This window comes from Nocardia thailandica NBRC 100428 (assembly GCF_000308795.1).
Taxonomy (GTDB): Bacteria; Actinomycetota; Actinomycetes; order Mycobacteriales; family Mycobacteriaceae; genus Nocardia; species Nocardia thailandica.
Genome location: NZ_BAGK01000293.1, coordinates 1 through 16,574 on the forward strand (window position 1 = coordinate 1; position 16,574 = coordinate 16,574).

Below are 16,574 nucleotides of genomic sequence, written 5' to 3' on the forward strand. Positions count from 1 at the left end.
TGAGAGTGTCCAGATCGAGATCGGCGAACGACTGGAGGTGCCTGGACCACAGCCGCGGCACCCCGATATTGATGTGCCGACCGATCCTGCACTCGGCCGCACGGTGGTTGCCACTGTCTGCGCCGACAATGGCACCTTCATCCTGCTGTTCCACGACGGCACTATTACTGCCGGAAACGACGGGCGGGATATCCGCGAACTGCTCAATGCAGGGCGCTACGCGAACTCGAAACGAAACCAAAACGGTGTAGGCGGCTCGTCATGGTCTTATTCGAGGGAACCTATCCACCGCAGCCGCGCCGCCCCTCTGACTATTCGCTGCTCCACATCCCCGAAGACCGGCCACCGAGGCCCCTCGGGTTATACCCGGATGAGTTCAAGATCGAACCACCCAGATTCGGCTGACCGTGCCCAAACCGTCGGGAAGGCACGTCTTACTCAGGGCGTCGGTTGTCCACCCAGCCAGATTCCAACCGGGCTGGCACCCAGTGCAGCGAGAGAGCAAAGGCGAACATACATGGTGAGTATTCCGCTTTCACCGTCGTTCAAGGTGAACTACAACGCCTACGCGTTTCCAACCTCAGTAAATCCGCGTGGTCAGTTGAGCTTTCGGGCCGACGAGCTAGCGCACGCGTTGTTCGCTACCGGGCGTGCCCCGGGTGACCGCCACCGCTACGGCAGCGCGTCAACCTGGGAATGGCTGCATCGCACATCCCTCATCCCGGCCTACATCCGCCGCCGTCCTTATGGTGGGCTCACTCGTTCCCGCCTGGCGCAGGAGCTCGACCGGTCCGAGCTTGTCGGGCTGTCCTATGCCCTCGGCACGGCAATGACAGGCATCTTCTGCAGCAAGGTGCTCAATGTCAGCCATCTTCTGCATATCGACCGATATGCCTCGACGTACGGCGTCGTCTTCGGGACCGGACGTAAGCGCGCTGACCTGTTGGGCCGGGCACCGTCGGGGTGGGTGGTGGCCGAAGCCAAGGGGCGTTCGCGCACCATGGAGCGCACGCTTCCCGATAAGCTCCTCGAACAGAAGCGTTCCGTGTTGTCGATCGAACGTAAGCCGCCGTGGCTCGCACTAGGGTGTGTAGCGTCCTTCCCCACCGGTCAGAATCTCGTGGTCGACGCTTTCGATCCCGACAAACCAGCCGAAGACGCTATTCGGCTCGACCACGTGACATGGGACCGTTATCTTCACGCCTACTATCAGCCGTTCGTCAATGCTCTCGACGCTGGCGACCCTCTTGAGGACACGTCGGATCAATCCCCGTTCGAGACGGTCAACTTCGGAGGCTTCCGTGTGCAGCTGGGACTCTTGAAAGGAGTGGCTAACCTGACCAGAGGGATTCCCGCGGACGACCTGGTCGGCTTCGGTGAGCGCGTCTCGGAGCTACTCGCGTCAGCTCGCGAACGTGATATTCAAATGTTCCCTGACGGGTCCACCATTCGAACAAACTGGACGGAAGCTCTACAGGCTTCGGACTATCTGCTTGGGCCAGAGTAGGTAAATACCACCGACGAGCTACGGCAACAGCAGGCGACACTACCCGGCCCGCGCAGGCACACTGACGGCACAGTCGCCTGACGCAGGGTCGATCCGAGCCATTGGAAGATCCTGCGGACTGCCGCCTCCGCGGGGACGGGCGGGGTGAAAGTCGCGATGGCCGGGGTAGCGACCCTGGCCAACCTCGCCCACGCTCACTGATTCCTGGCCGGTGGACCGGTCACCGCCACCGCGTCGCACTTTCGGGACAACCCTTAGGCACCCGCTCCCGCCAACTACGCACCCGGGCATCCATTTCCGATTCAGCACGTCGAGGATGACCACGAGGATCCAAACCGGCGCCCACATACCGCAGGTGATCAGTGTCAACACCAGATGCAGCCCATGGTTGGGTCCACGGCGCACCGCGACGTACCCGCCGCCCATATTGTTCCGCACGAGGTTAACGATCGGAACATTCTGGGGTACAGTGTGATACGTCGGCTGCGGAGCGAGACCGGGGTGCGGGTATCCCGGTGCCGCAGGGGGTACGGCTGAAGGTAGCGCGGGTCGCCGTAAGGCTGGGTCGGGTGCGGGTTCGCCGCGAGCGGCGCGAAGACAGAACAGCGGGGTATTGATTCCAACCTTCCGTACGAAACCGCAGGTCACCTCCGTTCCCATCGCTGGTGCGCCCCGCCCGAAGCTACCTGATCCTTGAAGTCCCTGATCGCTGAGGCGTTTGCCGACGTGGAAGTCAACGACGAGAATGCCCCGGAAGCGGCCAAAGCCATCCACCGCCGACTGCTGGAGATCTGGAGGGAAGCCACGTGAGGATGTCTCCGGGCAAACCGCACACTCCATCCCAGCTCCAGGCTGAGTTCGACGAGGCGCTGGCGCTGGCTTTGCAGGGCGTTGTCGCCGCTTGGTTCCTCGACGAGCCGACGACGCAAGCGCTGCACGCGGTCGCTGCCAGAGCGCCGAACCCGCCAGCGAGCCTGGTCGAGTTCGCGCGTCAAGAGTTCGCAGGGATGCTCGACGGGACGAACGCCGACCGAGCCGAGCGAGAATCCAAGGAACGGCTGATGCGAATGGCCCGCGAACTCGAGAGCCCATAGGACGCAACTGGGAGTGCCCTGTCACTGGACGTTTGCTGGACTATCTTGTTCGGTCGTGGACGGGACAGCACTACGGCCGCCGGTCCTCACCGACCCGAGCAGAACGGCCTGGTCCTGGAGGTGGTTTCGATCGGCGTTCACAATCCGCTGCCGCTGCCAGGGGAAAGCTCCTACCCGTATCTGACCTGCGCGCGGGGCCAGCGCTACCGGCTACCGGTCGCCCTGCATGGGTGGGCCACCCAGACCCTGGCCGAGCACCTGCGGGGAGACCAGCGGTTTCCTTCGAGGTGAGGCAGGCGCTCATGGCAGGCAAGTTCGAGATATTCACCGACGCGGCGGGCAAATTCAGGTGGCGGCTCAAGGCCGGCAACGGCGAGGTGATCGCAGCCTCGCAGGCCTATGAGTCCCGCGACGGGGCCAAGAAGGGCATCGCCTCGGTGCAGAACAGCGCGCCCGGCGCCACGATCGTCGACCTCACCGCGGACTAGCCCGGTCGACCGCCTGGTCCAGATATTTCGCAGGTAGAGGCCATCCAGCCGGTGCGGGGTGCCGAATATGGGGTGGCCTGGGGTTCGGGCGAAGCCCAGGTCGTCGGGATCCCGGCACGACCAGGACGGCGTCTGATCCGAAGTCGGCCGGGACTTACCGGGCCGGATGTGCCCCGCCGGCAACCGCCGGTCGGCCCGCTGGGGAACAAACAGGTGGGTGGTGCCAGGTCTCGCTATCGGTTTCCGTGCGAGCTCACAGCCCTGTCGCCACCCACCGCCCGGCCCATTGCCGTCTCACCCTGCCAGCCGGTCACCGGTGTCGGATGAGCGCGTGCCGCTCGGTCGCTGCCCACGGCGGCCGCCACGCGCCCCGGACAGGGGCGGGCCGCTCATGATCTCCTCCCACCACGATTGCAGCGAGCTGGGATCGGGCCAGGCCACCAGCGGATCTTGATCAGGGTCGGGCGCGGGGTCGACGGAGTCGGACATCGGGTGTTCTCGATTCGTCGCGGCGCCGCTCAGGCGCGCAGGGTCGGGGTCTGGGGGAACCGGCGTGGGTTCGGCCCGACCCGTGCCCGCGGGCGCGGCAGGGTCGCCGCGGTGAGGTCCGGAGTGTCTGTCTTGGCCGCGGTCAGTGCCGCGGTGAGGTCGGTGTGGACGGGCAGCCACGCGCTCAGCCCGGCCACGGCGATGATCCGCGCGGTCGGCGAGTAGGCCCGGGAGTCGATCAGTGCCAGGCTGATCCGGCGTCGGCAGCTCTGCGTGGTCAGCTCGGCCAGGCCCATGATCGCGCGCACCGACACGAAATCGGTGCCGGTCAGGTCGACGATCAGGTGCCGGCCGCCCTCGGCGGCCAGCGTGGTCACGGTGGTGTCGAGGAGTTCCTGCCAGGAGGGCAGGGTGTAGGCGTCGATCTCGCCGTGCACGTGCAGGATCGCGGTCTGCCCGCACGGCTCCACATCGGCGCGCAACCGCTGGCGCGGCGCAGGCGGTAAGCCGGCGCCGACGGTGGGCGGGCGGTGGGCGGGACGGGGTGCGGGATCCATCGAGGAATCGATTCCGGGAACACCTTGCAGGCCTGGGCTGCCCCGGACGGTCCTGGAGGTCTCAAAACCGTTCCGGTGACACCTATTCCAGCATGTCGACGACGCGGCTGCCACCGCTGGCCGAGCTCTGCCGTAGGCGGAACGCCTGTAGCGGTGGGCTCGCCGAGAACCGCCGGGGGGTGTCGGTCCGGCAGTTCTCGGCGGGCATGGAGAACTTGCCTCGGTGTTCTCGCACGGCGTTGGGCCAGGCACCGGGGGCGCGTGCTGGAGGAGTACCCACTCCGCCCGCGAATATGACAGTCAAGTGACATCCGGGCGGGAAGCCGTCGACGCGAGGGCGCCCCATGGCTCGCGGGGTTGTTGCGAGGTGGCGACAATTTGACCACTGGGGCTGTTTCAGGCCGGTGCAGCCGTGTACCCCGGAGGTAGCGATTCAAGCCCGCGAGTCGCCCGGACCGGCTCCACGAGGGGTGAGACATGACCGCACGACCCAGCCACGCCGACGACCTCGACATCGAGGGCTACGAACAGCTCGAACCGGTATTCACCCAGCTCGCCGCCCTCCCACCACACAGCCGCGAGCACGCCCGGCTGCGCGAACGGATCATCACCGCGTGCCTGCCGCTGGCCGAGCACATCGCCACCCGCTACAGCGGGCGCGGAGAACCCTACGAAGACCTGCTCCAAGTCGCCTCCCTCGGCGTGGTGCTGGCCGTGGACCGCTACGACGTCACCCGCGGTGCCCTGTTCCTGGGCTTCGCCGTCCCCACCGTGATGGGCGAGGTCCGCCGCCACTTCCGCGACACCACCTGGGCCCTGCGGGTCACCCGCGCCGACAAAGAGCTCCAGGCCAAGATCAGCAAACTCACCGACGAGCTCACCCAGACCCTGCAGCACTCCCCCACCATCGCCGACCTCGCCGCCGCCGCCGACGTCACACCCGAGGACGTGGTGCGCGCCCGCATCGCCGCGGAGGCCTACAACACCAACAGCCTCGACACCCCCACCGTCACCGGCGAACCCGACACACCCTCGATCATGACCACGCTGCGCTACGACGAACCCTGCTACAACCTCACCGAACAGTCCATGTCAGCCGCGCCCGCCGTCGCGGGGCTCAACGCCGAGGAACGCCAGCTGCTGCACTGGCGCTACTTCACCGGCCTGTCCCAGGAAGAGATCAGCCACCGCCTCGGCGTCTCCCAAATGAGCGTCTCCCGCTACCTCAAACGGCTCCTCGACCGGCTACGCCGCGAAATCGGCCTCGACGACCTCGTCGCCGCCTGACATCCGGCTCGCCACGGGAGTTCACCCATGAACACTCACCTGTCCACTGCCACGATGCCCTCCGACATCACCGGCCGGTTGTCGTGGTTCGACCGGTTCGCCACCCGCGCCGCTGCCCTCGTGGCCAAACCCCAGTTCTTCGCGTTCTGCGTCCTGCTCGTGCTCATCTGGGCACCGAGCTTCCTCGTCCTGCCCAGCATCGACACCTGGCAGCTGGTCATCAACACCGCAACCACGATCATCACCTTCCTCATGGTCGCCCTGCTGCAAAACACCCAAGACCGCGCCGACGCGGCCACCCAGCACAAACTCAACGCCATCGCCGACGGCCTGGCAGACCTGATGACCGCCCTCGGCGACCAGCGCCCCGGCCTGCACCACGACGTCAAGGAACTACGTGATGCGGTCGGATTGGAAGACCACGAAGGCTCCAGGTGACAGTTGCCCTGCGCGGATGCCGGCCTCCTACCGCGGTCACCGCATCGGGCAATCGCAGTCTGGTCGTTCCGCTTGACCCTTTCCTCGGCTGTGAGCCTGGTACCCGTTTCGGTACCAGGCTCACAGCTGGACGCCAGGCCTAAGGGCGGCGGCCAGCAGTGTTGTCAGTTGGCGAGCACGATCACCTTGGTCGTGGTGGCGGTGTTGGACACCTTGATATAGGGCTTGTCGGTTTTCGATCCCGGCGAGAACACGACCGAGGTCACCCCGGATTTGCACTCGTTCTGGTTCACCCGCGATCCCGCGCAGACCGCGGTGAAGAGTTCACGCGGCTTGGCGCGCACGTAGGAGATGTGCTCGACGCCGTCGATGGTCGGTGATTGTGCAGCGAAGGTGACCAGCCGTGCCGGGTCCCCGCTCACCGAACTGGGTGTCACGGTGGGGATTTTGGCGAAGAAGTCGGCCACGGCCTGTTCGGCGGTCGGCGAGTCCGCCACTGTGATTCGCGAGATTCCCTCGGTGATGACGTATTGGACCAGACCCTGGACGACCTGTTCGGTGAACCACTTGACGGCCTGGTCGACGTGCTTCTTGTCGATCTTGGGTTTCTGGTCTCGTACCAGCGCGCCCTGATCCGGCGACGCGGTGGCCGGAGAAGCGGCCCCGGTGCCGCCCACCACCAGAGCGGCGAGCACGAGCCCGGTCAAGATCTGCAGCCGCGAGGATGTTCGCATGAGAGCCTCCGATTCGTCGGTCGACCCAGCGGCCCCACCGGGTGACGACGGGAACGCCGAATCTGGCTACGGCGGCCCGTTTTCGGGTCACCGTGCGCGTTCACGTATAGCGCAGGACCGGTGCAGCCGGTATCGGTTTGGCAGCCGATAGGGGGTTGTTGGGGGACCCACAGGATCGCTCCGGCACCGCCGACGGTGTGCCGCGATCGACTGGCACACGGTGAAGGCATCGGCACAGCTACAGCCGGGAGACCAACGGCGCCCCGCCCGGATCGGGCCCGAGGAGCTCGCCGTCGAGCACCATCTCGCGCCCGGCCGCCGCCACGGCGAGCGGTGCGGTGAACTCGGGGTAGGAGGCGATGATGTCGCCGCTGCTGCGCCTAAACGCCCACGACCTACCGGGCGGTGTCGACGTGGGCGCCCCACGCCGTCCTCGTTCATCTCCGCGGCCCAACGTGCGGCCGGCTCCGGCGGGCGCCGTCGAACCGGCGGTCCCATGCCCGGCTCCCCGCGCGGGGTGCTCGGCCGGGAGTGCGTGGAGTGCCCCTTGCTTGCCGGCGACTACGCTGCAACATTCGAACTAACACCGTTGTAGAGAACCTACAACGGTATCGCCCGCGTGCTGCCCCCGACCACGAAGGCGAGTAGACTTCCCATAGAACAGGTCAGGCCGGGTACCCATTTCGGGTACCGGCCTGACCTGTGATATTTCGGCTCAGCTCTGCATGCTGACCCACCCGGTAGACACCCATCGCCCCAGTTCTGCGAGCGAGCTCAGCATGTCGAGGCTGTAGGCCCGGTCATCAGGGGCCGCCCCAGCTGCGATGGTCGCAAGCAGACCCGCGCTTCATCGAGAGACCCCGGGCGGGGTGGGGTGGCCAGGCTATCACGGCTGGCCCACTCAGGCGATGGTATAGGTCTCGTCGCCGAAGCGAGCCACAACCTCTAACCTGCCCCCGATGCCCTCGATGTACTTGCGAAGCGTTTCGAGCTTGGAGTGCTCAACATCGCCGTGCTCGATCTTGGATACGGTGCGCTGCCCGATGCCGATCCGTTCCCCGAGCTCGGTCTGATTCAGAAAGGATCGTTCGCGCAGCTCGGCCAAGCGGTAGGCGCGCTCGGCCGCGCGCATGTCTCCACGGATGGCGGCAACGCGGGCCTGATCGTAGCCACCGCGCGGATGCCGAGTCCGATCACTGGTGTAAAGCTCCATCAGTCCAACCCTCGCAAATGCTCGTCGTAGATGCGGTCGGCTACCGGGATGTTCACCCGGTACCACTTCTTCCACTGGCCGGTCTTGTCGCCGGCGATGAGGAAGATCGCTCTCCGCTTCGGGTCGAACGCGAAAATGATTCGCGCGTTCGACCCTGGTATGCGGAGTTCTTTCATGTTGTTGTGTCGTGAGTCCTCGAGAGTGTCGACGAAGGGCCTACCAACAGCGGGGCCGCGCTCCTCCAGTTCCAAGCGTGCAGCCTCGTAGTGGTCGTAGGTGTTTTCGTCCAGTCCTTCCACCCAGTCGAAGACCTGTTTGGTGAGGAGGACTTCCCAGGCCACCCCACAAGGATAGACCCTGTGGGGTCTACACGCTAGGTGCTCTCAGGTGAACTTGCTCTCCGGCGAGGCAGGGCTACAACCGCACTCGCGAGGCGGGATCCGGCCGAGTGCGGCACGCGCGCGAGCGGGGCCGGGAGTCCAGCGCTCCCAGCCCCGCATCATCGCAGATCGGTCATCTTTCCGGAGCTGCCACTCCAGCGAGGCCCGTGTCGGCCCAAGAAATAAATCAATACGACCTGTGTCGGACTAGCAAGCTCGCTCGGGCGAGGTCCTACACCTCAGCTTCAGTGTCCTCGTCTCGGACCTCTTCGTGGTGTTCATCGTCAGTGGCGCGCATCGCCCGCATCTCCGCGGCCGCCTTGAGCAGGCGGTTTCGCTCGCGGTCGATCTGCCGTTCGATCTCTTCCGGGTTCAGATCGCGTGCCATGCCCTCGAGGATGTAGTCGCGCGCCAAGACGGCGAGGGAGACGTTCTTCAGGTTGGCGAGGCTCATCAGCACGTTGTAGTCACCCGGCTTCAGACGGATGCTGAACGTGGCATTCGGCGTCTTGGCCACCTCGTTGCTCCTCTCCTTGTCGATCATGACGGCCCCCCTAACGGTCTTCGGCGCCGACTGCCGTCACAGTTCGGCGCCATCGTGGCGAGTTGCTGGACCGGGATTGATTGGCTACGAGAACCCGGGAACCTCTATACAACGGCACTTTCATGGTACACCTTCCTGGGGTGGACTCTCAATGAACCTGCGGTTCTGTGACTACTGAGAACCGGAGGTAGACTCTCGCAGTGTAGCGAGGGTGCGGTGAGAACCATAGCACTTTCTCTGCGGTGTCATTCAGATGAACGACCGCTTGAACAGCGGTTTTGTGACCTGGAACTCCTCCGAGGAGGTTACGACTCGGAACAGACACGAAGGCGACACAACGATGGGATACACGGCGCACCCGAACAGGGATGAACCAGACGAGTGGATCGACGTGATCGTCGAAGGGAAGGAAGGGAGTATCTCGCGCTCGGAGTTCCGGGGCGCTGTCCAGATGATCGATGATCGCCGAAACGAACTGCTCGCCGAGCCGGAAGTGTGCGCAGCCTTGGAGGACCTGCAGGTAGGCATCGATCCCGACGAGACGATGGACCCTCCGCACCAGGGCGTGCCCCAAGCTCCGTGACCCGAGATCCGGCCTCATGAGTTGGAGCGAGCTGGCGGAGCCGGTAGCGAGGTTCGCCAGCTCGCTCCGGGAAGGAACGCCATCCGCATCGCCACCGGCCGAGGCCGGGTCCCGCCCGCAGCTCACCCGGACTACGGAGGACACATGGTGGTCAAGCGGAGTTGACGCGCCTCAGTCTCGAAAGATCTGCTCGTGGACCTGGCGCACGATCCGCTCGTGTGCGACTTCGAACCCGTCGCCGACCAGGTAGTCCAGCCGATCCAGTAGCTGCCCGACCAGCGTTCGGTCCAGGCTGAGGAGCTGTTGGAGGGCTGCATCGTCGATCATTCGCAGCAGTTCCAGGGCGACGATGTTGGCCAGCAACGGGATCGGCAGCTCGGAACGAAGCTGGTGAACCATGCCGGTGATCATTCCGATGAGCCACTCCCGTACCACCGGATTTCCTGCGGCCTCGATCTTGAACTTGTCGATGTCGAAGGACTTCAGGACCGACAGCCGATCAAGTTGCTTGGAGAGCTCGGGCGATCTGAAGTACCTGGCTCGCATGCCTGGGTCATCGATGCAACTGAGGTAGAACGCCTTCAGCGTCTCCAAGACCTCGAACAGGTCTATGCCCAGCGGCATCTCGACGTAAGGCTTGCCGTCCTCCGATTCGAACTGCACGACGAACCAGTCATCAGGCATCGGTCCCCACCCTTCTGTCCATATCGGTGTCGTAACCAGCGAATACGCCTCAGATCCCCCCAGCGCCCTGGAAGGATTGGTAGCTCAAACTACCCGCCGCCGAGCCGTGGTGGCACCCGCCCGAATCGATTGACCCACAAGGGAACCAGATCATGAGTGACGCACCGTTCGTGTTGCGTGTCGGCATCGACGATGTCCATCTGCTGCGCCTGCTCGCCAGCGTGCTCGACATCTCCTTCGATGATCTTTCGGAGAAAGTGATCCATGACGGGATCGCGCGCCTGACGCCACCTGCACGCATTGAAGCCGACCTCGCTGCCGAGCGCGCTCGCGTACGTGCAGCGATCGCGGATCTGCGCCGAGCACTCTGACTCCGACTCTCCGGCCCCAGTCGCTGGTATCCATCCCGCCGGAAAGGGCCAGTCTCAGGCCGGCAATCTCACAGTGAGCGGGGAGTTCGCCGCCGAAACCTCGTGGCACCTCCCGACCGGCGCGTGCCGATCAGTGTCGACTCGGGCCCCGTCGGACTGGCGTGCCACTGCGCGCCGGGGCGGGGGCGGGAAGGCCCGGCGGCGGCCGGGTGGAGTGGTTCCGGTACCCCTCAGGCGATCCTCTCCATGAAAATGCCCACTCCGCGAGCGGAGTGGGCTTGCAATCGGCGTTAGCGGTGAACGGTCACTCTTCCCAGGTCAGAACCATGGATTGACCCGCCGGGGTCTTCTCGAAGTCGACGGACAGGTGCTCGGCCACCGTGTCGATGCCGCTGCCAATCACGGCCGTCGCCACGGCCCCGGCCACCCATACCGCGACCTTTCCGGGAACGGTCTCGTACCACTTCTTGCTCTTGTCGAGGTTGTTCATCGGGCGTTTCTCCTTCGGTGAGTCGGCGGCTTCGCCTCGCGGTGCCCTGCTGTACCGACTCGTCCCCACCCTACACGTGGCAGAGAATCTATAAAACATCGCCCCTTGGATTCTCGGGTTCTACACCACCAACTTGGCGACCGGTGGGCAGCGGACGGTGCCGCGCGCGGTGACTCGGGACCCGCCTCTCGCCGGACACCCCCACCCGGCGAACCGCGCGACGAGCTGTTCGGTGAGCGGCCGCGACCGGGGAGACCTCGGCAAATATCAGGGCGTTGCGCAGGGCCAGAGCGACGCTGACCGGGCTGCCCCCAGCACGAACGCCAGCCGGCACTCCGCGTGGGCGAGGGCCTGGGCGTGCGCGGCGCGGTGTCGCGCACCGCCACCGCGCCGACGACCTGCGCCAGGTTGACCTCGGCGTCGAGGCGGGCCCGGCAGTGGCGGGCCTGTTCGACCGCGGCGACGGCATACCTGTAGCCCTGCGCACGCCGCAGCCGCTGCCTCTGCACCGGCGCGACCTCGACGGGCACGTGGAGGGGGTGTGTGCGTGGGCCGTCGGCCGATCCCCGGTCCCTGCACCGCGAGCACTTCCTACCGGTCCTTGGTGTCGTGGTCGGCACAGCGACGGACGCATCGACGAGCACGTGCGGATGCCGGCGCATCCGGTCGCGGTGGAACTGCTGGCCGAGAGCGGCCCGCTGGCGGTGTCGAGCGCCAACCTCACCGGTGCCGCCTCACTCCAAACCTGCCACGCCGCCGAACAGATGCTCGGCGCCAAGCCCGCGGTCTACCTCGACGCCGGACCCACACCGAACGCGTTGGCCTCCACCATCATCGACCTCACCGCCACCGTGCCCGTGCTGATCCAGGCCGGCGCGGTCAGCGTCGAACAGCTACGCACCGTGATTCCGGACCTACACAACCCCGCCGAAACCGCCACCAGCGGCCGCTGATCCATGCACTGACCTCGCTCGAACATATGGACAACTACCGCGCGCCCCGATCCGAGCGGGGTGCCTGTATTTGGCCCGCACAACGCTTCTGGATCACGGTCGCCTCACCGAGCAACTGATGGCCAGGCGCCGCCCGCACACCGTCGACCAACCCCGGTCCCACCGGTCGGCGCGAGCACGGGGTGCGGCTGTTGCCGGTGGTCGTGCTCGTCGCCCTGATACCGGTGGCGGCACTCACGGCGGGCTACCTCAGCATCGCGGCGGCCTGCTGGTATGAGCTGTCCAGCCTCGATCGGCCGGTCGATGCCGAACCAACCCTCAGCCCGAGGCCACCTCCGCGACTGAGCCTCCCTCACCGCCTGGACTAGGCGCTCTTCTCCTGGGATGACTCAGCTCGCAATGAAATCGTTCCGCCCCCGAGGACGCACGTTCCTCGATCATCGCCGAGCGGGTCGAGGCGGGCGCTGGCCATCGCGTGTGTCGCCTACAACTTGTGCGAAGGCCGCGCCCAGCTGCGCAGCGTCATCGGCGAACATGCCTGACCTGTTCCAGCCCGAGCCGCAGCGCGCCGGTGGCGACCTGCCCTTGGAGTCGCCAACCCATTGTCGCAGCGCTTATCCGCCCGGGGGCCTGCACAGTCCAAGTCCGGCCGGGCTGGCTGGTCAGTGGCCGGATATCAGCAGGTCGCGCCGTTTCCAGATGCCGGCCGCGATGCTGCGCGCCAGGTCGCGGATCTGGTCCTCGGTGCGGCCGTGGAAGTGGCGGGCGTTGAGGTCGCGGGCGTGAGCGTCCACCGCTCGGCTGAACGAGTCCTGGTCGCCGTAGTGGACGATGTTGCGGTAGGCCCACGACCGCACGCTGCCGAAAAGGCCAGAATCAGCGTTGTGTGACATGGGACACAACATAGGTGGTCGTGGCCCAGCAGGGAAGCGAACTGGCCACGATGCCCCGTCCGGCACACGCGGCTGCCCACTGCCGGCAAACAAGGGCGGTACCCGCGTTATCACTCCGTGCGGCTTACCGCCCTCCATTGGTGTGCCCGATGGTCCTTCTACAGTCGCTTCGCGCATCCCCTGTTGACCGCGGATTCGCAGGTGGCGCGCAGCCCGGCCAGCAGAACCTCGGCGCGGTCGTGGCGGCGGCGCGGGTCGGCGGCGGCATGGGCGGCGCTCATGAGGTCGACGACAGTGTCGGCATCGAGGTGGTCGGCGAGGAGGCCTGCCCGCTTCGCGCGGTGCAGCGTTGGGGCCACAATGTGTTCGGTCAGGCTGGCAGCGTGTTGGGCGAGCTCGGGGCTTGTCGCGGCAAGAGTTTGGAAAAGCGCCAAGTCGGCACCGTCGAGGACACAGCCGTTGCGAAACACCGTGGCGAACGCGGTCCAGGGATCCTCGGTCGCGTCAGCGTCGGCGGCGATGTCGGTCGCAGGGGCCGCCAGGTGATCGAGTAGTGCGCGATGCAGGTCGTTTCGGTTGGGGAAGTGTCGATAGAAGGTGCTCATTCCGATGCCTGCGGCGGCGATGATCTCCTCGTTCGCGGCGGGGCCTGCGTGCTCGCGGTAGACCGACAGCGCAGCGGCAAGGATCCGTGCGCGGTTGCGCGCCACATCCCGCCGCAACAGAGTTCCAGCGTCTCGAGGTTCCACCACACCACCCTACCCCGAAATGGTGGCCATACTCCCACTTCTGCGCCTATGATCCAATGTGGGAGTAACACTGTCATTTCAAGGAGGAAACGTGCGCCAGCTGGTGCAACAGAAGCCAGGACAGCCCGGGGTCGAATGGGTCGAGGTCGCAGCGCCGCAGCCACAGCCCGGCCAAGCTCTGGTACGGGTGGAAGCGGTCGGACTGAACCGCGCTGACGTGCTCTACATGCAACAGTCTGATCAACGGTGGCGAATCGGCCTCGACGCGGTGGGCACCGTCGAGACGAGCGACCCAGAGGCCGACGGACCGCCGCCGGGCACCCGCGTACTGTTGCATCTACCCGAAGGTGGCGGCGCGGCCGAACTGATCGCGATGCCCGTCCACCGACTCGTTCGTTGGCCGCAGCACCTCAATCCGGCCGTTGGAGCGGCGCTGCCGCTGGCCGGACTCGTCGCACTGCGACTGGTCCGTCGCGCCGGAGCGCTTACCGGAAGGCGAGTACTTCTCACCGGCGCTTCAGGCGGCGTCGGACTACCGCTGGCACAGGTGGCACTCGCGAACGGGGCGCAGGTCGTCGCGGCTGTCCGCGCTGGAGAGAGCGCCGATCACCTACGCGCAGCGGGTGTGCAAGTAGTCTCGGCCGAGCAACGCATCGAGGGACCCTTCGATGTTGTTTTCGAGTCGGTCGGTGGGCAGATCGGGTCGCGCGCGGTGGCCGCGATCGGACCAAGAGGACAGGTGATCTGGTTCGGACAAGCCAGCGGCCAGCCCCTCGAACTCGACTTCTTCACAGGACTCGTGGGAGGACAGGGCTTCACAGTGACCCACTTCGTCTACTCCGAGAATGATCCCCACACCGAGCACGACCTCGCCCAGCTGGTCGACCTAGCCGCCCAAGGCCTGGTCGTCCCGCACGTCGGCACGATCGAGGGCCGTGACAGTGCGAGCGCAGCACTGGACCGGCTCCGGGAAGGGCGTCAGCCGGGCAAGGCGGTAATCACCCTGTGATTCATCGGCTTCCGCTGCGTGTAAATCGGAGCCAGCTCTCGCGAGTTGAGCAGAATCGATGATGCCGACGACCCTTGGCTCACTGCCCACACCGGCGCGCTGACGCTCCACCGGAGCGCTCCCAGGCCGCCATTGCCGAGACCTCCCTGTATGAGGGCAGGCCTCAGGCCATAGAGAGCTGGCTGGCAGATCTCCTGGACACCCTTCAACATCCCGTGTGGCACCAGACGGTGCTACACGGGATGCGGAATGTCGGCAGAAGAAGCAGTGGTCGAACTCGACGAGAAGGATCCCCGGATCCGGCTGCAGCCCTTTGGGCGCATGACTGCCTGGTCCTCGACGTCGCGGCCGCCTTCTGGCGCTGCGGCAACGCCGAGCGATCAGCCTCGACATCACCGTGCGAGGCGGCCATCGCCAAGGACACCGACGTCACCCTGCCCTGGACCAAGGAGGTCTCCGTCGACGGCTTCGCCAAGACCGTGACCCTGGTTCCGCGAGCTACTGGACTCCCCCGTTCAGCGCCAACGCCTCCGACCCGGACCGCCAGCGCCGGAGCCGACGGCGGCCAGGTCACCTGCCGCATCCTCGTCGGCGACAAGATCATCGCCGAACAAACCGCCAACGGCCCCTACGCCAGCGCCGGTCTCTGCCCTGGGGGCGCGGACCTCGTCGGCCTCAGGAAGTAGTGCCGCAATAGCGCCGGTAGCATGGCATTTTGCTGACAGAACGATCCGGTTTGCGTTGAGTGTCGAATACGGGGCGACCTGGGATTCTGGCGAAGCTCAGGTCGTCGGGCTCTCGGTCGGCGGTGACGGCGTCTGTTGATGCTGGTCGGGAGCCACCGGGCCGTACCCCGTCGGCAACCCGCCGGTCGGCCCGCTGGGGAAGAAGAGGTGGGCGGGGGTAGGGTTCGCAATCGGTTTCCGTGCGGTTCACAGCCCTGCCTTCGCCCACCGTCGGACTCACTGCCGTCGCGGGGAAGATCTCCGGCGAAGGGTTGCGCCGCTACCAGACCCGATCGTCGAAGTCGCTCTTGTGGACCGGGATGCTGGTCACGAGCCCTTGTTGCACCCGGGGTTGATGGAGAAGTCGGAGACCCGGCGCAGCTGCCCCATTCGGGCTGGCGAGTCCGGGCGTCCCCGGTGCTGGACCGGTCGTAGCAATCGCCATGCGCCGCCTCGCAGCAGCTGGCAGATTGGGCGATATGGCACCGAATTCGGACCGATACCTTCTCGGCAACGGCACCGACCGGGTCTCGATGTTCTACGACGGGCGGGTGAAGGTCTGGTCGCGGCACCACCTGTGGGAGATCCGAGACTCCGGCCGACACAACACCCTGGGCGAATTCGTGAGGATCGGAGTAGGCCGGCCGCTGAAAGAGCCTGCCCCTATCGGCGTCCGGCACGCGCTCTCGTTCTCCACCTCGATCGATCCGAGCCGGGGAGACGCGGAGGCGGCAACGGTCACCGCGGACAACGGAACGTTCGTCGTCTTCCACCATGACGGCTCCATCACCGTCGGCAACGACGGCAGAGACATCGAGGAAACGGTCAACCTGGGCCGCGACAACCTCGCCGGCGGCCCGTCGGGTCGTGGTGGATCGGTCATGGTCTTCTTCGCCGGATCCAACCCGCCCCTGGTCGCCCGCAAGGGTGACCACCACCTCCATATTCCCGAGGGCAAACGACGCACTCGTGGCCGATACGCTGGCGAGAGCGAGAACTTCGAGGGCAAGATCGGCCCGCGCACCATGCTCAACTAGCCCCGGGCCCCCGGTCTCGCCCGGGTTTGTCGCGCTACCGCCAGGCCGTGGTCCGCGAGCCGCTGAGCTGCTCTCCCGTCGTGCCCAGTGCGCGCGTCCACGCCTGGCCACAGTGCTGGTGAGGGAGGTTCGCGGCGGCCCCTCGATCTCATCTCGGTCACCCAGGCTGCGGTGGCGCTTGTCTTGCGCTCCTCCAGGGTCCATAGTGGAAATTCATGTCAATCCGCTATCGCAGAGTGTGGGTGTGACGGCAGAGCAAAGGAGCTCGCATGTCAGACGGACCGGGACAACAGCCACCCGAACCCTCGCCGCGCCCGGAGCCCGGCCGACCACCCACCGGTAATCCCCC

General features: G+C 66.0%; 20 protein-coding genes. 11 read left to right on the forward strand and 9 right to left on the reverse strand.

Going from position 1 to position 16,574, the window contains the following annotated elements:
* Positions 1-517: 517 nt before the first annotated feature.
* The 3 genes from ON36_RS35120 to ON36_RS28865 all read left to right on the forward strand — a co-directional run bounded on the left by ON36_RS35120 (position 518) and on the right by ON36_RS28865 (position 3,089).
* Positions 518-1,507 carry a hypothetical protein gene (locus ON36_RS35120; protein ID WP_218001246.1) on the forward strand — a complete coding sequence of 330 codons (990 nt, stop codon included), beginning with the start codon at positions 518-520 and terminating at the stop codon, positions 1,505-1,507.
* Between the two features lie 806 nt (positions 1,508-2,313).
* Positions 2,314-2,601: a hypothetical protein gene (locus tag ON36_RS28860; RefSeq protein WP_157225043.1), complete on the forward strand. Its 288-nt coding sequence runs from the start codon at positions 2,314-2,316 to the stop codon at positions 2,599-2,601.
* 302 nt (positions 2,602-2,903) lie between these two features.
* Positions 2,904-3,089, forward strand: coding sequence for a YegP family protein (locus tag ON36_RS28865; protein WP_043660319.1), 186 nt, complete (start codon positions 2,904-2,906; stop codon positions 3,087-3,089).
* 518 nt (positions 3,090-3,607) lie between these two features.
* On the opposite strand, the gene ON36_RS28870 is transcribed toward ON36_RS28865, so the two are convergent.
* Positions 3,608-4,135 carry an STAS domain-containing protein gene (locus tag ON36_RS28870; protein WP_157225044.1) on the reverse strand — a complete coding sequence of 176 codons (528 nt, stop codon included), beginning with the start codon at positions 4,133-4,135 and terminating at the stop codon, positions 3,608-3,610.
* 477 nt (positions 4,136-4,612) lie between these two features.
* Here ON36_RS28870 and ON36_RS28875 point away from each other — a divergent pair, with 477 nt between their 5' ends.
* Complete coding sequence (locus tag ON36_RS28875) at positions 4,613-5,422, forward strand: SigB/SigF/SigG family RNA polymerase sigma factor (RefSeq protein ID WP_043660323.1); 810 nt, start codon at positions 4,613-4,615, stop codon at positions 5,420-5,422.
* A gap of 27 nt (positions 5,423-5,449) precedes the next feature.
* The gene (locus ON36_RS28880) at positions 5,450-5,860 is read left to right on the forward strand and encodes a low affinity iron permease family protein (protein WP_043660326.1); all 411 of its coding nucleotides are present in this window, start codon (positions 5,450-5,452) and stop codon (positions 5,858-5,860) included.
* A gap of 164 nt (positions 5,861-6,024) precedes the next feature.
* Here ON36_RS28880 and ON36_RS28885 read toward each other — a convergent pair whose 3' ends face one another.
* The 4 genes from ON36_RS28885 to ON36_RS28900 form a co-directional block, all read right to left on the reverse strand.
* On the reverse strand, positions 6,025-6,567 hold the full coding sequence (locus ON36_RS28885) for a hypothetical protein (protein ID WP_157225045.1): 543 nt from the start codon (positions 6,565-6,567) through the stop codon (positions 6,025-6,027).
* Between the two features lie 928 nt (positions 6,568-7,495).
* Positions 7,496-7,807: a helix-turn-helix domain-containing protein gene (locus tag ON36_RS28890; RefSeq protein ID WP_052314458.1), complete on the reverse strand. Its 312-nt coding sequence runs from the start codon at positions 7,805-7,807 to the stop codon at positions 7,496-7,498.
* The gene (locus ON36_RS28895) at positions 7,807-8,148 is read right to left on the reverse strand and encodes a type II toxin-antitoxin system RelE/ParE family toxin (RefSeq protein WP_043660331.1); all 342 of its coding nucleotides are present in this window, start codon (positions 8,146-8,148) and stop codon (positions 7,807-7,809) included. Before ON36_RS28895 ends, ON36_RS28890 begins: the two co-directional genes overlap by 1 nt.
* Before the next feature lie 271 nt (positions 8,149-8,419).
* Positions 8,420-8,731, reverse strand: coding sequence for a hypothetical protein (locus ON36_RS28900; RefSeq protein ID WP_043660334.1), 312 nt, complete (start codon positions 8,729-8,731; stop codon positions 8,420-8,422).
* A gap of 253 nt (positions 8,732-8,984) precedes the next feature.
* Between ON36_RS28900 and ON36_RS28905 the strand changes: the two genes are divergently transcribed.
* Positions 8,985-9,314 (forward strand): hypothetical protein, encoded by a 330-nt coding sequence (locus ON36_RS28905; RefSeq protein ID WP_157225046.1) that lies wholly within the window; start codon positions 8,985-8,987, stop codon positions 9,312-9,314.
* 171 nt (positions 9,315-9,485) lie between these two features.
* Here the strand turns inward: ON36_RS28905 and ON36_RS28910 are convergent, their stop codons facing one another.
* A complete protein-coding gene (locus tag ON36_RS28910) occupies positions 9,486-9,998 on the reverse strand; it encodes a hypothetical protein (protein WP_043660339.1) in 513 nt (170 codons plus the stop codon).
* A gap of 152 nt (positions 9,999-10,150) precedes the next feature.
* Between ON36_RS28910 and ON36_RS28915 the strand changes: the two genes are divergently transcribed.
* Complete coding sequence (locus ON36_RS28915; RefSeq protein WP_043660342.1) at positions 10,151-10,369, forward strand: hypothetical protein; 219 nt, start codon at positions 10,151-10,153, stop codon at positions 10,367-10,369.
* A gap of 304 nt (positions 10,370-10,673) precedes the next feature.
* On the opposite strand, the gene ON36_RS28920 is transcribed toward ON36_RS28915, so the two are convergent.
* Entirely contained in the window at positions 10,674-10,859 is a 186-nt protein-coding gene (locus ON36_RS28920; protein ID WP_043660344.1) for a hypothetical protein, read from the reverse strand.
* Between the two features lie 650 nt (positions 10,860-11,509).
* On the opposite strand from ON36_RS28920, the gene ON36_RS28925 reads away from it, so the two are divergent.
* Positions 11,510-11,812 (forward strand): L-threonylcarbamoyladenylate synthase, encoded by a 303-nt coding sequence (locus ON36_RS28925; RefSeq protein WP_052314459.1) that lies wholly within the window; start codon positions 11,510-11,512, stop codon positions 11,810-11,812.
* Positions 11,813-12,474: 662 nt separating this feature from the next.
* On the opposite strand, the gene ON36_RS28935 is transcribed toward ON36_RS28925, so the two are convergent.
* Both ON36_RS28935 and ON36_RS33045 read right to left on the reverse strand, forming a co-directional pair.
* Positions 12,475-12,705, reverse strand: coding sequence for a hypothetical protein (locus tag ON36_RS28935; RefSeq protein ID WP_157225047.1), 231 nt, complete (start codon positions 12,703-12,705; stop codon positions 12,475-12,477).
* 158 nt (positions 12,706-12,863) lie between these two features.
* A complete protein-coding gene (locus tag ON36_RS33045) occupies positions 12,864-13,415 on the reverse strand; it encodes a TetR family transcriptional regulator (RefSeq protein ID WP_052314460.1) in 552 nt (183 codons plus the stop codon).
* Positions 13,416-13,545: 130 nt separating this feature from the next.
* On the opposite strand from ON36_RS33045, the gene ON36_RS33910 reads away from it, so the two are divergent.
* The 3 genes from ON36_RS33910 (at position 13,546) to ON36_RS28950 (ending at position 16,225) form a co-directional block, all read left to right on the forward strand.
* Entirely contained in the window at positions 13,546-14,463 is a 918-nt protein-coding gene (locus ON36_RS33910) for a quinone oxidoreductase family protein (protein ID WP_157225049.1), read from the forward strand.
* A gap of 242 nt (positions 14,464-14,705) precedes the next feature.
* Positions 14,706-15,149 (forward strand): hypothetical protein, encoded by a 444-nt coding sequence (locus tag ON36_RS35130; RefSeq protein ID WP_157225050.1) that lies wholly within the window; start codon positions 14,706-14,708, stop codon positions 15,147-15,149.
* 482 nt (positions 15,150-15,631) lie between these two features.
* Positions 15,632-16,225, forward strand: coding sequence for a hypothetical protein (locus ON36_RS28950; RefSeq protein WP_157225051.1), 594 nt, complete (start codon positions 15,632-15,634; stop codon positions 16,223-16,225).
* Positions 16,226-16,574: the final 349 nt, after the last annotated feature.